This is a genomic window from Thermobifida sp. (assembly GCF_017577275.1).
Lineage (GTDB): Bacteria > Actinomycetota > Actinomycetes > Streptosporangiales > Streptosporangiaceae > Thermobifida > Thermobifida fusca.
Window position 1 is genome coordinate 247,928 of the sequence record NZ_PITY01000020.1, and the last position, 13,344, is coordinate 261,271.

13 protein-coding genes and 1 pseudogene are annotated in these 13,344 nt (G+C 68.3%); 5 read left to right on the forward strand and 9 right to left on the reverse strand.

Annotated elements, in window-relative coordinates; genetic code table 11:
* Window positions 1-8 precede the first annotated feature (8 nt).
* Complete coding sequence (locus tag CW348_RS06140) at window positions 9-1,298, reverse strand: aspartate aminotransferase family protein (RefSeq protein WP_011291133.1); 1,290 nt, start codon at window positions 1,296-1,298, stop codon at window positions 9-11.
* A gap of 71 nt (window positions 1,299-1,369) precedes the next feature.
* Here CW348_RS06140 and CW348_RS06145 point away from each other — a divergent pair, with 71 nt between their 5' ends.
* Together CW348_RS06145 and CW348_RS06150 are read left to right on the forward strand one after the other, a co-directional pair.
* Window positions 1,370-3,022, forward strand: a complete 1,653-nt coding sequence (locus CW348_RS06145) for a PucR family transcriptional regulator (protein WP_394296557.1) — start codon at window positions 1,370-1,372, stop codon at window positions 3,020-3,022.
* A gap of 114 nt (window positions 3,023-3,136) precedes the next feature.
* Complete coding sequence (locus tag CW348_RS06150) at window positions 3,137-3,631, forward strand: Lrp/AsnC family transcriptional regulator (protein WP_011291131.1); 495 nt, start codon at window positions 3,137-3,139, stop codon at window positions 3,629-3,631.
* Between the two features lie 462 nt (window positions 3,632-4,093).
* Here the strand turns inward: CW348_RS06150 and rlmN are convergent, their stop codons facing one another.
* Window positions 4,094-5,191 (reverse strand): 23S rRNA (adenine(2503)-C(2))-methyltransferase RlmN, encoded by a 1,098-nt coding sequence (rlmN, locus tag CW348_RS06155; RefSeq protein WP_011291130.1) that lies wholly within the window; start codon window positions 5,189-5,191, stop codon window positions 4,094-4,096.
* A gap of 193 nt (window positions 5,192-5,384) precedes the next feature.
* Between rlmN and CW348_RS06160 the strand changes: the two genes are divergently transcribed.
* Together CW348_RS06160 and CW348_RS06165 are read left to right on the forward strand one after the other, a co-directional pair.
* Window positions 5,385-6,458 (forward strand): suppressor of fused domain protein, encoded by a 1,074-nt coding sequence (locus CW348_RS06160; protein ID WP_011291129.1) that lies wholly within the window; start codon window positions 5,385-5,387, stop codon window positions 6,456-6,458.
* Between the two features lie 54 nt (window positions 6,459-6,512).
* A complete protein-coding gene (locus CW348_RS06165) occupies window positions 6,513-6,869 on the forward strand; it encodes a hypothetical protein (RefSeq protein ID WP_011291128.1) in 357 nt (118 codons plus the stop codon).
* Window positions 6,870-6,939: 70 nt separating this feature from the next.
* On the opposite strand, the gene CW348_RS06170 is transcribed toward CW348_RS06165, so the two are convergent.
* From CW348_RS06170 to rpsB, 5 genes are all read right to left on the reverse strand, one after another.
* A complete protein-coding gene (locus CW348_RS06170) occupies window positions 6,940-7,866 on the reverse strand; it encodes a phosphatidate cytidylyltransferase (protein ID WP_011291127.1) in 927 nt (308 codons plus the stop codon).
* Window positions 7,867-7,899: 33 nt separating this feature from the next.
* Window positions 7,900-8,457 carry a ribosome recycling factor gene (gene frr / locus CW348_RS06175; RefSeq protein ID WP_011291126.1) on the reverse strand — a complete coding sequence of 186 codons (558 nt, stop codon included), beginning with the start codon at window positions 8,455-8,457 and terminating at the stop codon, window positions 7,900-7,902.
* 55 nt (window positions 8,458-8,512) lie between these two features.
* Window positions 8,513-9,271 carry a UMP kinase gene (gene pyrH / locus CW348_RS06180; protein WP_011291125.1) on the reverse strand — a complete coding sequence of 253 codons (759 nt, stop codon included), beginning with the start codon at window positions 9,269-9,271 and terminating at the stop codon, window positions 8,513-8,515.
* A 136-nt stretch (window positions 9,272-9,407) separates the two neighbouring features.
* A complete protein-coding gene (tsf, locus tag CW348_RS06185; RefSeq protein ID WP_016188287.1) occupies window positions 9,408-10,244 on the reverse strand; it encodes a translation elongation factor Ts in 837 nt (278 codons plus the stop codon).
* Window positions 10,245-10,297: 53 nt separating this feature from the next.
* On the reverse strand, window positions 10,298-11,176 hold the full coding sequence (gene rpsB / locus CW348_RS06190; protein ID WP_011291123.1) for a 30S ribosomal protein S2: 879 nt from the start codon (window positions 11,174-11,176) through the stop codon (window positions 10,298-10,300).
* Window positions 11,177-11,465: 289 nt separating this feature from the next.
* On the opposite strand from rpsB, the pseudogene CW348_RS06195 reads away from it, so the two are divergent.
* A pseudogene (locus CW348_RS06195) lies at window positions 11,466-11,855 on the forward strand (peptidoglycan DD-metalloendopeptidase family protein); the annotation flags it as partial.
* A 114-nt stretch (window positions 11,856-11,969) separates the two neighbouring features.
* Here the strand turns inward: CW348_RS06195 and CW348_RS06200 are convergent.
* Together CW348_RS06200 and CW348_RS06205 are read right to left on the reverse strand one after the other, a co-directional pair.
* Window positions 11,970-12,881 carry a tyrosine recombinase XerC gene (locus tag CW348_RS06200; protein WP_011291121.1) on the reverse strand — a complete coding sequence of 304 codons (912 nt, stop codon included), beginning with the start codon at window positions 12,879-12,881 and terminating at the stop codon, window positions 11,970-11,972.
* A gap of 71 nt (window positions 12,882-12,952) precedes the next feature.
* The gene (locus tag CW348_RS06205) at window positions 12,953-13,327 is read right to left on the reverse strand and encodes a RidA family protein (protein ID WP_011291120.1); all 375 of its coding nucleotides are present in this window, start codon (window positions 13,325-13,327) and stop codon (window positions 12,953-12,955) included.
* Window positions 13,328-13,344: the final 17 nt, after the last annotated feature.

Genomic DNA, 13,344 nt, shown 5'->3' on the forward strand with positions numbered 1-13,344 from the left:
TCAACTGGTTACGCGACGGCGTCGTTGACCGCGGTGACCGCGTCGACGAGGATGGCCGCCCCTTCTTCTGCTTCCTCCTCGGTGAGGGTGAGCGGCGGCGCCATGCGCAGGGTCTGGCCGTGCAGGCCGCCCTTGCCGATGAGGAGGCCGCGCTTGCGGGTCTCCTCCAGTACAGCGACTGCGAGTTCCGCGGAGGGCGCGCCCGTGGCCGGGTCGGCCATGTCGATCGCGAACATGAGGCCCCGGCCGCGTACCGCGCTGACCGTGGGCAGCTGCTCCAACGGTTGAAGCCGTTCCAGCACCAGCGGGCCCAGGCGTGCCGCGTTGGCTTGCAGGTCGTGGTCGAGGACGTAGTCGAGGGTGGCGTTGGCCGCGGCAGTGGAGATCGGATTGCCGCCGAACGTGGAGACCCCGTTGGCCGGGAGGGCGTCCATCAGGTCTCCGCGGGCCACCACCCCGCCGATCGCGAACCCGTTCCCCAGGCCTTTCGCGAACGTCATCATGTCGGGGGTGACGCCGTGGTTGCCGATCCCCCAGAAGCTGGTGCCGGTACGGCCCCAGCCGGTCTGCACTTCGTCGGAGATGAACAGGATGCCCTGCTCGTCCAGGACTTCCTTGTAGGCGGCGAACAGGCCGTCCGGGGGCATCACGAACCCGCCGACGCCTTGGATGGGTTCCGCGATCAGGCAGGCCACGTTCGGTGCGGTGGTGCTGAGCACGTCGCGCAGGTCGGCCACGCACACGTCGATGTACTCGCGGTCCGACAGGTGCGCGAACGCCGGGTGGGAGCGGTCGGTGCCGTGCAGGTAGTGCACGGTGAGCGGGGAGAGCGACGAGTTCTTCCACCCGCGGTTGCCGGTGACCGCGATCGTGCCGTAGGAGCGGCCGTGGTAGCTGTTGCGCAGCGCGAGCACTTCGTCGCTGCGGCGCGCATAGGTGGCCAGCAGCAGCGCGGTCTCGTTGGCTTCGGTGCCGGAGTTGGTGAAGAACACCTTGGCATCGGGGATCCCGGAGAGGCGGGCGATCTTCTCGGCCAGCTCCACCTGGCCGCGCAGCAGGTAGAGGGTCGAGGTGTGGACGACTCCGCGGGCGAGCTGGGCTTCGACGGCCTCCCGGACTTCGGCCACGTCGTAGCCGATCATGTTGGTGACGATTCCAGCGAAAAAGTCCAGGTAGGTGTTGCCGTCAGCGTCGACGACCCGGTTTCCTTTGCCGCTGACGATCTCGATAGGCGTCTCGTAGTACAGGGGCATCCACGCGGGCATGACCGCGCGGTGGCGGGCGAGCAGATCCGACATGGTTTTAGTCTCACCGCTCGCCGCCCCCTTGACTAGCGACAGAGTGGTCGCCTTTCGCTGCTTTGCTTGACATGGTGTCAATCGTGCCTGGTAGTGCGGCGTACACTCAGGCCGTGGTGCTCTCCCTCGCTGATGTCCTCGACTTGCCCGTGGTGCGGCGGGCCCGGCCCCGGGTCGTGGTGGGCGCGGACCGTCTCGACACGCCCGTGCGCTGGGCGCACGTCGCCGAAGTCACCGACCTGGCGCATCTGCTGCGCGGCGGTGAACTCGTGCTGACCACGGGGATCGCGCTTCCCGACGCCGCAGCAGCGCTGCGCCGGTACGTCACCGACCTGGCCGAGGCCGGGGTCAGCGGGATCGCCGTCGAGCTGGGCCGCAAATACCGGCGGAGGCTGCCGGATGCGCTCGTGGACGCGGCCCGGGAGGCGGGGGTTCCCGTGATCTGTCTGGAACGGGAGACCCGGTTCGTGGAGATCACCGAGGCCGTGCACAGCCGGGTGCTCACCGAGCAGTTAGAGGAGTTGCGCGCCTCCGAGCGGATGCACACCGTGTTCACGGAGCTGTCGCTGGAAGGGGCGCCCCGGGACCGGGTCCTGCGGGAGGTGGCGCGGCTGTCCGGTTGTCCCGTGGTGGTGGAGAACCTCGCCCACCAGGTGCTGGCCTACGACCTCAACGGCGAAGACCCGGGAGTGGTGCTCGCGTCCTGGGAGAACCGGTCCAGGTCGGTGGCTTCCACGCGGCGGACCTTCCACGACCCGGTGACCGGCTGGCTGGTCACCACGGTGGGGGCGCGCGGCCAGGACTGGGGGCGGCTCATCCTCGTCTGCGGGGCCTCCCCCACCCCGTCGCAGACCACACTGGTGGAGCGGGCGGCGACCACGCTCGCGCTGGGCCGTCTGCTGGAACGGCAGCAGGAGAGCCTGGAACGCCAAACGCATCGCACGATCATCGCGGGGATCATCGACCGCTCCTACTCGGACCCGGAAGAAGCACTGGTCCGGGCCCGGGCTGTGGGCGTGCCGCTGGCCGGCCGCACCCTGGTGGTCGTGGTGCTGCGGCTCCGCGACGCGGGTACCGGGCTCGCCACGCAGGCCCGGCTCGCCGAAGCAGCTGAGAACGTGGCCCGGGTGTGCCGGGAGCTGCGGCTGTCCGCCCTGGTGGGGTCGCTTGACGACCTGCGCGTAGGCGTCCTGCTGGCGCTGCCCGCCACCCAGCGGGTGGAGCGCTGCCTGGACCGGCTCGCCCCGCTCATCCACGAGCACGCCGGCAGCAGAGTGGTGGTCGCCGTGGGGTCACCGGTTGACGACATCCGGCGGGTGCGGTCCTCGTTCCTGGAAGCCCGGCAGGTGGCGGACGTTGCCGTGCACCAGGCCGCGGACCGCCCCTACCACCGGCTGTTCGACCTGCGGCTGCGCGGCCTGCTGCACCTGCTGCGGGACGACGAGCGGCTGCAGACCTATGTGGAGCGGGAGCTGGGCCCGCTGCTCGCCTACGACGCCCAGCACGGCGAAGACCTCACGTCGATCCTGCGGCACTATTTGGACGCGGGGCGGAACAAGGCGCTGGCCGCGTCCCGTGCCCACCTGTCCCGTCCCGCTTTCTACGGCCGCCTGCACCGCATTGCCCGTATCCTCGGCGCGGATCTGGACTCGGTCGAGACCTGTCTGTCTCTCCACGTCGCGCTTTTAGCGCTGGAGTCCGTACGCGACCGAATCTCTCGGTAAGGTTTCCACGGCTTTCCCATCCCGACGGAACCTTTTGATTCCGTTGCAGGGTCTATCCTTAACAACCAATTCGTGAAATTTCACGAGAAAAACTCACTGATAGCGGAGGGACAGGTGACTGGGGGTTCGGAGTCCACGCCCACGCAGCGCCGCAACAGTGGCGGAGTGGTCCTCGACGACACCGCCAAGCGGATCATCGAACAGCTCCAACAGGACGGGCGACGCTCCTATGCCGCGATCGGCAAAGCCGTCGGCCTGTCGGAAGCCGCGGTACGCCAACGCGTCCAACGCCTCCTCGAAAACGGTGTCGTCCAAGTCGTGGGCGTCACCGACCCCATGATGCTGGGCTTCAAACGCCAAGCGATGATTGGGATCCGCTGCAACGGCGACCTCAACGAAGCGGCCGACGCGATCGCGGACATCGACGGCGTCGAATACGTCGTCATCACCGCGGGCTCCCTGGACATCCTGGCGGAAGTCGTCGCCGCCGACGACGAGCAGCTCCTCAACATCCTCACCCGGATCCGCTCGGTGCCCACGGTCATCTCCACCGAGATCTTCCTCTACCTGAAGCTCCGCAAGCAGACCTACGCGTGGGGCACCCGCTAGCAGACCCGGTCAGGCCCGCCGCGCACCGCAGAGCCGTCACCGCGGTCGCAGCCCCCACCAGCACCGCGACACGGGTGTACAGGTCACCATGGTTACCGCGACGCAGACGGCCAAGGGCATCCGGACCGTCCCCGCCCGCACCGGGCCCGCCAGGAACAGGGGAACACTGGTCGACGCCCTCACCGCGACCAGTCCGGCTCGCCACGCCGGATGCCCCTCGGCCCTGTCGTGCTCCCGGGCTCCGCGCCCGCCAGTGTCCTGGCCCCTCGGAGGCGCGCCGCACCTGGGAAACCGCGAACGTCCCCGCCGGAGAGTAGGCGGTCTTCCCCCGGGCCTGCCCCGCACCGCGACAACCCCAGCGGCCCGCCTCGCCGAGGAGGCCTCGGAGGTGCGGCACGGCAGCACCGCGGACACCAGTGCGACGCCGGCGGGACCGCTTCCCTACCGGGGCTGTTCACGCCGCTACGCCCCTGACGCGGCGAGCTGGCCGCAGGCCCCGTCGATCTCCCGCCCCCGGGTGTCCCGGACCGTCACAGAAACCCCGTGCGACCGCAGCCGGCGCACGAACTCCCGTTCCACCTCGGGCCGCGACGCCGTCCACTTGGACCCCGGCGTGGGGTTCAACGGGATCAGGTTCACGTGCGCCAGCCGGCCCGCCACCAGCCGGCCCAGCAGGTCCGCCCGCCACGCCTGGTCGTTGATGTCCCGGATCAGGGCGTACTCGATCGACACTCGACGCCCTGTCGTGTCCGCGTACCGCCAGGCAGCGTCCAGCACCTCGGCAACCTTCCACCGGTGGTTGACCGGCACCAGCTCGTCGCGCAGCTCGTCGTCGGGCGCGTGCAACGACACGGCGAGCCGCACCTGCATCCGCTCCGCGGTGAGCTTCTCAATCGCCGGAACCAGGCCCACCGTGGACACGGTGATCCCGCGCTGGGAAATCCCCAGCCCGTCCGGCACCGGGTCGGTGATCCGTCGGATCGCCGCCAGCACCCGCTTGTAGTTGGCCAGCGGCTCCCCCATGCCCATGAACACGATGTTGGAGATCCGCCCCGGGCCGCCCGCAACCGTGCCGCGCGCCAGGTCTCGGGCACTGGACACCACCTGGTCGACGATCTCCGCGGTCGACAGGTTACGGGTCAGCCCCGCCTGGCCGGTAGCGCAGAACGGGCAGTTCATACCGCACCCGGCTTGGGAGGACACGCACAAGGTGACCCGGTCCGGGTAGCGCATCAGCACCGACTCCACCAGCACCCCGTCGAACGCCCGCCACAGCGTCTTGCGGGTCATCCCGTTGTCGCACGTGACGTGCTTGACCGGGGTGAGCAGTTGCGGCAGAAGCGCTTCGCCCAGCCGTTCCCGGGACGCGGCCGGCAGGTCCGTCATCCGGGCCGTGTCCGCCTCCAGACGACCGAAATAGTGCTGGGCCAACTGCCGGGCCCGGAACGGTTTCTCCCCCAGTTCCGCAACCGCGTCCCGCCGCTCCTGAGGGTCCAAGTCAGCGAGGTGGCGGGGTGGCGGCGTCCGGCGCGGCGCTACAAACGTGAGCTCAGCAGGCATGGATTCAGGTCCAAGTCGAGAAAGGGTGTCTGTCGTCGGCGACAACGGTGAAGGTTGGGCAGTGCGCGGTAATTTGGAGCCGACTACAACGCTTTCCCGGGAAAGGTGGCGTGTTCCCCCAACCGGCACTGTCGTCCATACTATGCGGCGCGGGGAGGCCCGCGCGCGGTGAACAAGAGACGAGGAGGAGTGTGTGGCCCCGACCCAGGTTCTCCTCGACGAGACCAGTCCCTACCGCAGTCGCCGGGTCATCGTCGAGTACGACACCCGCACCACCGCTGCCTATCTCCTAGACCCGCGCGGCCAAGTACGGGTCCCCGTGTGGCTGGCCAACCACGAAATCGCCCCGGAAACCAGTGACGCCTCGGGACTCTACGAAGGCCGAGCCCCGCTGATGCCCGCCGCCCACACCAAGCACCCCCAGGGCCGCGCCCCGTTCGACCCCGCCACCCTGCGGGCCGTGTGGTTCGAAGAAGGCGACGGCGTAGCCCTGCTCGACGAGGAAGGGCTGCTCGCCGTCATCCCCGGCTGGGCCGAAGCCGACCGCGGCCTGCCCGGCTACTCGCGTGACGCGATCGGCCGCAGCGCCTACGCGTGGGCGCTCGACGACGTCGCCGCCCAACTGTGGCCCCGCGTCGTCCACGCCGAAGCATACTGGTCGTGGCGGTGCGCCCCCGGGGCCTGGCGCAGCGTGCAGCGTTCCGTGTTCAACCACCTCCGCACGCTCGGCCCCGCCGGACACTACTGGGACGTCTCCGACGGCTACGACCCGCTCATCCGCGTCTCCGAACGGCCCCCCACCCCGACCAGGCCGTACACGATCCTCAGCACCGTCGGCATGTGCGGCCAGCGCATGCCCACCCTCGACCGCTACATGGCGGACACGTCCGCTTATGCGCGGATCGAACTCGCCCTCGCCACCACGGCCCCCGCCCACTTGGCGGCGCGGATCTTCCGCTGGCTGGGCACGTTCCCCTGGCGGGCCGTCACCTGGTTCGGCCCCGGCCACAGCGTCAAATGGCTGGACAACGGCGAAGACTCCCCGCTCCGCGGCAACCACACCGCGGTCCTGCTCGTCTCCGACCCCGGTGTCCTCGCCGGACCGCCCCCGCCCGACCTGTCCGGACTGACCTTCCACGGCGATCCGGTGAACTGGCTCTGGGTCATCCCCATCACCCGCCCCGAGCACCTGTTCGCTAAAGAACACGACGCGGAAACCCTCATCGCCAAACTCGCCGCGGAGGGACGTAGCTGGATCCTCGGCTGACCTCGCGGTCTAGCCTGGTCTCTGCCTGACCTACGTGGACGGAAGGAAGATCGGGTGTTTCCCTTGCTCGAACGCGGCACACACGCCTACCTCAGCACTCTGCTCCGGCTCGCCCAACAGGAGGGGCTGCTGACCTTCCACGAGGATCAAGGACGCGACGTCTACCGGATCACCACTCGGGCGGGACGCACCCTCACCCTCACCCCCGACCAGGTCGTCCCGTTCTGCGAAGGGCTCTGCGCGGCCCACGCAGCACTCGCCGACGAACCTTTGGGCACGGTGGCCCGCGCTATCGACGAAGGCCTCGGCACCGTGTCCTGCAGCGCATGCCGGGCCCCCAACCCCAAGCACGCCCTGCGCTGCCGGATCTGCGGGCAGCGCCTCCTCGACGAACTTCCCCCGGAAACGTGACAAGCGGGCTTGCGCCCGCCTCCATGCGCGGGGCCGCGACAAGAGACGCCGCGGCCCCAAAACTCTACGGTCAGCCCGTGACCGGAACGAGCAGACTCAGCACAATCCAGGCCACCGGCCCCGCGATCAGCAGCGAATCGACCCGGTCCAGCACACCGCCGTGACCTGGCATGAAAGACCCCATGTCTTTGAGGCCGAAGTCGCGTTTGATCAGCGACTCGATCAGATCGCCCACGGTTGCGGCAAGCACCACCGCAACCCCGAGCACCGCCCCGACCCACAACGGGCCGTCCAGCATGAGAGAGACCGTGAGCACTCCGGCGACCATGCAGCTCAGCACGGACCCGGCAAACCCCTCCCATGTCTTGTTGGGGCTGATCACCGGTGCCATCTTGTGGCGGCCGAACAGGATGCCCGCGAAATAGCCGCCGATGTCGCTGCTGATCGTCACCACGATGAACGCGATGATCCGCAGATGGCCTTCCGGCTGGGCGAGCAGCAGCAGCCACGTGCCCAGCAGCAGCGGGAGGTACACCAGTGTGAACAGGGTTGCCGTGGAATCCTGGACATACCCTTCAGCCCCGCCGCGCAGCCGCCACACCAGGCTGAGGATCGCTGCCACTGCCAGCGTTCCCACCAGCCACAGCGGCCCGCCGAAGAACGCCGCCACCTGCATGGCCACGCCCCCGGCGAGGAGGGGGACCACGGCCAGGTGCACGCCCCGCGAAGCGAACGCCCGCCGCAGCTCCCGCACCCCCAGCACCACCGCGAGCGAGGTGACGATCACGAACAGGGGCGGGTACGGCACGATCGTGACGTAAGCGAGCGCGCCCAACGCCAACCCGCTCGCGATCGCTACGGGCAGGTTGCGTCCGGTGCGCACGGGCTTGCCACCGGGCTTGTGCAGGGTGAAACGCTTCGGGGAGTCAGCAGCGTGGTCCGTTCCCGTCCCGGCCTCCTGGGACGGAAGCGCCTGGGAGTCGCCCCGCGCCGGCATCGCACCCTCGAAGGAATCAGAATCGGACAAGGATCAGACCTCGAGCAGCTCTGATTCCTTGTGCTTCAACAGTTCGTCGATCTCGCCGACGTACTTCTGGGTGAGCGCGTCCAGCTCCTTCTGGGCGCGGTGCCCCTCGTCCTCGCCGATCTCGCCGGCCTTGACCGCCTTGTCGATGGCGTCCTTGGCCTGCCTGCGCACGTTCCGGACCGACGTCCTGCCGTCCTCAGCCTTGTTCCGCGCGACCTTGACGTACTCTTTGCGGCGCTCCTCCGACAGCTCCGGGAAGACCACCCGGATGATGTTGCCGTCGTTGCTGGGGTTCACCCCCAGGTCGCTTTCCCGGATCGCCTTCTCGATCGCAGGCATCGCCGCTTTGTCGTACGGGGAGATGATCACCATGCGCGGCTCGGGCACCTGGAACGACGCCAACTGGTTGACCGGGGTCATCGCCCCGTAGTACTCCACGGTGATCCGGCTGAACGTGGCTGGGCTGGGACGCCCGGTACGGATCGAGGCGAAGTCTTCCTTGGTGACGAGGACGGCCTTCTCCATTTTCTCCTCTGCTTCGAGGAGTGTTTCTTCGATCATTTCGGGACTCCCGTGTGTCGCTTTGCCGGAGTAATACGAGGACTGGGCAGACCTGTCAGACATCCGGGGGACACACGATCGTGCCGATCTTCTCCCCCTGCACCGCGCGGAGGATATTGCCCTTGCCCATGAGGTCAAAGACCACGATCGGCAGACCGTTGTCCATGCAGAGACTCACCGCTGTGGCATCCATGACCTTCAATCCGCGGGTGAGCACTTCGTTGTAGTCAAGACGGTCGAATCGGACCGCCGCAGGGTTCTTGCGCGGATCAGAGTCGTAGACGCCGTCGACCTGGGTGCCCTTGAGCACGGCCTGCGCGCCAATCTCCAACGCCCGCTGTGCGGCGGCGGTGTCAGTGGAGAAGAAGGGCGCTCCAAGTCCCGCCCCGAAAATAACGACGCGGCCCTTCTCCAAGTGTCGGATCGCGCGACGCGGGATGTAAGCCTCGGCGACCTGGCTCATGTGGATCGCGGTCTGGACCCGAGTCTCAATCCCCAGCCGCTCCAAGAAGTCCTGGAGCGCGAGACAGTTGATCACGGTGCCCAGCATGCCCATGTAGTCGGCACGGCTGCGTTCCATACCGCCCTGGGACAGTTCGGCACCTCGGAACATGTTGCCGCCGCCGATGACGACAGCTACCTGAATGCCCTTGGCGACAGCTTCAGCGATCGCTTGGGCGATATAGCCGACAACCTTGGGAGAGATGCCCAGTTGTTCTTCGCCTGCGAACGCCTCCCCCGACAGCTTGAGCACCACGCGCTTCCATCCACCGTCGCGCCTGGCCACACTGTGCTGTCCCTCGTTGTCCGGCACGGAGATCGGCCCCCTTCTGGTTCCCCGGTGGTTGTGCTGCGCGAACCCGCTGGGTTTCCAGGAGGCTCACACACCGTCCAGATTTGATGGAGGTGCCGGAGAAATTCATCCCGGCACCTCCATCATCGCAGAAGCTTTAGGCCTGACCGACCTTGAAGCGGACAAAGCGGCGCACGGTTACGCCCGCTTCGTCGACAACCTGCTGGATTGTCTTCTTGTTGTCCTTGACGAACGGCTGACCGAGCAGCGTCGCGTCCTTGAAGAAGCCGTTGAGCCGGCCCTCCACGATCTTGGGCAGTGCCTGCTCCGGCTTGCCCTCCTCGCGCGCGGTGGCCTCGGCGATACGGCGCTCGTTCTCGACGACGTCGGCCGGCACGTCGTCCCGGCTGATGTACTTCGGCGCCAGCGCGGCGATCTGCTGCGCCAGGTCCTTGGCGACCTCGGCGTTCGGCTTGTCCAGCTCGACCAGCACACCGAGCGTGGGCGGCAGGTCAGGGTCGGACTTGTGCATGTAGCTGGCCACGTAGGCGCCCTCGACCTTGGCAAAGCGCCGGAGCTCGATCTTCTCCCCGATGACCGCGCTGAGCTCCTCGATCACCTGGGAGACCGTCTTGCCGTCGGCGTAGTCGGCGCTGAGCAGCGACGGCACGTCGCTCGGGCTGGTGCGCGCCACGAACCCGGCCAGCTCGGCGGCGAGTTCCTGGAACTTGTCGTTCTTCGCGACAAAGTCGGTCTCGCAGTTCAGCTCCAGCAGCACGGCGGAGGTGTCGCCGTCCTGGGCCAGCGCGATCAGACCGTTGGCCGCAGTACGCTCGGCGCGCTTGCCGACGTCCTTGGCGCCCTTGATCCGCAGGGCCTCGATCGCCTTGTCGAAGTCGCCGCCGGACTCCTCCAGGGCCTTCTTGCAGGCCATCATGCCAGCGCCGGTCAGCTCGCGCAGCCTCTTCACATCGGCGGCGGTGTAGTTCGCCATAGCTTCGTTTCTCTATCCGCTAGGTGTGGATCGGGAAAGGACTGTGGAGGATCCTAGGCTTCCTCGCCGCTCCCGGCTTCTTTTTTTTCCTCCGGGGCCTGGGCCTTCTCTTCCTTAGCCGGAGCCTCAGCGGCGGGAGTCGCTTCCTCGCCCGCAGCCTCGGTCTTGCCTTCCAGGAGCTCGCGTTCCCACTCGGCCAGCGGCTCCCCAGCGCCCTTCTCCGAACCCGGGGCACCGCCGGAGCGGATCATCAGACCCTCGGCGACAGCGTCCGCGACCACGCGGGTCAGCAGGCTGACGCTGCGGATCGCGTCGTCGTTGCCCGGAATCGGGTAGTCGACCTCGTCCGGGTCGCAGTTGGTGTCGAGGATCGCCACCACCGGGATGTTGAGCTTGCGGGCCTCGCTGATCGCGATGTGCTCCTTCTTGGTGTCCACGATCCACACCGCGCTCGGCACGCGGTTCATGTCGCGGATACCACCCAGGGTGCGCTCCAGCTTCTCCTTCTCCCGGCGCAGCCCGAGGAGCTCCTTCTTCGTCAGGCCGGAGGAAGCGACGTCGTCGAAGTCGATCTCCTCCAGCTCCTTGAGGCGCTGCAGGCGCTTGTGCACGGTGGAGAAGTTGGTGAGCATGCCGCCCAGCCAGCGCTGGTTCACATACGGCATGCCGACGCGGCGCGCCTGCTCGTAGATGGCTTCCTGAGCCTGCTTCTTGGTACCGACGAACAGGATGGTGCCGCCGTGCGCGACCGTCTCCTTGACAAACTCGTAGGCGCGGTCGATGTAGGACAGCGACTTCTGCAGGTCGATGATGTAGATGCCGTTGCGCTCAGTGAAGATGAAGCGCTTCATCTTCGGGTTCCAGCGCCGGGTCTGGTGCCCGAAGTGAACGCCGCTCTCCAGCAACTGGCGAATGGTCACCACTGTGGCCATGAGCTTCGGCCCTTTCTTGTGCGGCGGACATGCCGTCCGCCTCCGGTTACTCCTGACGCCCCGACCGGACCGCCGCGCCACCCTGAGGTAGGACACGGACCGTAAGTCCGATCCCTCCACCTAGGGGAGGTTAAAGGACGTGCGTGATAGGCGGCCCGTGAACGGGCCACTTAACGGATTCTAGCCCTCCGTCGGGCCGGGCGCGTTGCTGCATGGCGCGCCTCCGCGTCTGTCCACAGGCGCGCAGTCCACTGCTCGCCGTCCCGAAACGATCCCCCACGCTGGAGCCATGTCTGTACTGCTCCGCGTGCTCGTGCCCACTGTTCTGCTGCCTCTAGCGGTCGCAGCCGTCCCGGCTCGCCATGCCGCGGCCGACACCGGCCCGTGGACGTGGCCGCTGTCCGGCACCCCCGTAGTGCTGCGAGCCTTCGACCCGCCCGCGCAGCGCTGGCTTGCTGGCCACCGCGGGGTCGACCTCGCCGCGGAGCCGGGGGATCCCGTGCTCGCCGCGGGAGCGGGCCGGGTGGGTTTCGCCGGAACCGTGGGCGGGGTCCCGGTAGTGACCGTCGTCCACGGCACGCTGCGCACCACGTATCTTCCGGTGGCGCCACTCGTCCGCAAAGGTGAGGAAGTCCACGCCGGGCAGCCGATCGGACACCTGGCCGAGCATCCCCGCCACTGCGCTCCGCGGCCCTGCCTGCACTGGGGGCTGCTGCTCGGCCGCGACTACATGGACCCGCTCTCCCTGCTCGGGGAAGCGGCTGTGCGGCTGCTCCCCCTCACCGGCGACCTATCACGCCCGCGGATGGGCCTGCTGGTAGACGCTGGCCAGCCGCCCGATAGAGACGTGCGTGTAGATCTGGGTGCTCGCCAGCGACGCATGGCCGAGGATCTCCTGCACGCTGCGCAGGTCAGCACCCCCGTTGAGCAGATGGGTGGCGGCGCTGTGCCGCAGCCCGTGCGGACCGGTGCGCGCCACCGCCGCGGTGGCGGCGTAGACGTCGCGGCGGGCGGTGCGCTCCCCCAGCCTGCCGCCGCGGGCCCCCAGAAAAAGGGCGCGACCGCTGTGCGCGGTCGCCCACTGGGGGCGGCCGTCCCGCAGCCACCGGTCGACAGCGTCGAGCGCGGGAACCCCGATGGGCACCACTCGTTCCCGGCCGCCTTTGCCGAGCACCCGCAGGGTGTGCCGTTCCCAGTCCACGTCGTCAAGGTCCAGCCCGCACAGTTCCGCAACCCGGATCGCAGTGCTGTAGAGGACTTCCACCACGGCGCTGCGGCGCAGCACGAGCGGTGATTCCTCCCCGTCACGGGCGGCTGCGCACACGCGGGCGGCTTGGTCCTCGTCGAGGACGGCGGGCAGGCGGCGGTGCCGCCGCGGCGTGGCCAGCCGCAGCCCTGGGTCGGTGGCGAGCCGTCCACTGCGGTGCAGGTAGGCGGTGAAGACCCGTGCCGCGGCGGTGCGCCGCGCCATCGTGGCCCGGCTCGCCCCCGCGTCGTGGAGTGTCCCTAGCCAGCCGCGGAGCGTTGCCAGATCGAGGTCCTCCAGGCCGCCTGCGCCCGTGTCCGCGAGATAGTCCAGCAGGCTGCGCACGTCGGTGAGATAGGCGCGCACCGTGTGTGGCGAACAGCCGCGTTCCACGCGCAGATGCCGGTCGAATTCGGCGAGGATGCGCGCGGTGTCCGCTGTCGTGGGAGAGTCGGTCATCACCACCAGCTTTCCGGCTGCACTGCGGGAGGAAACCGGGTCTTCGCCGGTCTGTTGCGCGGCCAGGGGCGTTAGGACGCGGTGTCCGTGGACGGGGCCGGTTGGACCGCCACCGCGTCGATTTCCACCAGGTAGCGGGGATCCACCAGTCCGCTGCTCTCCACCAGGGTTCCCGCGGGGCGGGGTTCGTAGACCAGTTCTTCGTCTAAAACGAGGTGCAGCGCGGGCAAGTCGGCGATGTGGCGCAGATAGTAGGTGAGTTTGACGACGTGGCGCAGGTCCGCGCCGTACGGGGCCAAGGCGGCTTTGAGGTTCGCGAAGACTTGCCGGGTCTGCGCGATCGCATCGCCTTCGGCCACACTGCCGTCCGCAGCCTCGGGCACCTGCCCGGAGACGAAAATCAGCGGTCCTTCGGCGAGCCGGACGGGACTGGAATACCTGCTCACGCTCAGCACCCTACCCA